An 817-nucleotide genomic window follows, 5' to 3' on the forward strand; every position below is an offset into this window, starting at 1 on the left:
CAAATAAATTTTCTATACGATTCGTTGTCTTATCCATATTTAATTCAGGATATTTCTCAAAGGTAAATAAATAATCTTGATTGCGCAATAAACTCGTATAAGCACTCCTTAATTTACGATGTTTAAATAGATAATGACCTTTTTCATTAGGATATTCAGACCGTTCATCAATATAATCTTTATAATTTAAATACCAATGATGTAATTCACGATAGAACTCATTTTTTAAACTTGATTTTAATCTAGCTACTAATTCTTTTAATGCTATACCCGCTTTTGATTTAGGCTTTCTTGTTAATTTTCTGGTCACAATAGCAACTTGGTGAAATTGACATAATTGAATGGGTGTATCAAAAATATCTTTCAATAATCCACGTTTTCCATCACAGGTAATCGATTGTATTATATGACCTTTTTCTCTAAGACGATTGATTGCTACTGCGTAATATATGGCTTTCTCTGTTTTCACAATCTGATGATAAATTACTTTCTTCGTATGTGAGTCCATAAAGACCATTACACCAAACTTTCTACCAAAGAATGTCGTATCAATAATCAAGTTTAGATATTTGTTTTCGGATGGATTTAATGGGGTTTTAGGCGCTTTTAATAAATATCTTTGAATAGTTCTGACTGAACAATGATATTTTTCTGCTAATTGTTTATAGGATTGTTTTCCAACAGTATAATCTTGCCAAATATTACTTGATTCTAATTTCTTAGTAAGCGTAAAAGTTTTATGACAAGTACTACATTTATAGCGTTGAATATTGTTTTGAGTGCCATATTTCTGAATTGATGAATTTTGGCAAAAAGG

Annotated in this window: 1 protein-coding gene; it reads right to left on the minus strand. The window is 29.1% G+C overall.

Features of this window, described 5'->3' with window-relative positions:
* The coding region (locus ACTG7L_RS10770; RefSeq protein WP_439328535.1) for an IS256 family transposase, variant Zn-binding type at positions 1-817 on the minus strand (817 nt) is incomplete at both ends.

It is taken from the genome of Lonepinella sp. BR2357, from assembly GCF_051851525.1.
In the GTDB taxonomy this organism is placed as follows: Bacteria; Pseudomonadota; Gammaproteobacteria; order Enterobacterales; family Pasteurellaceae; genus Lonepinella.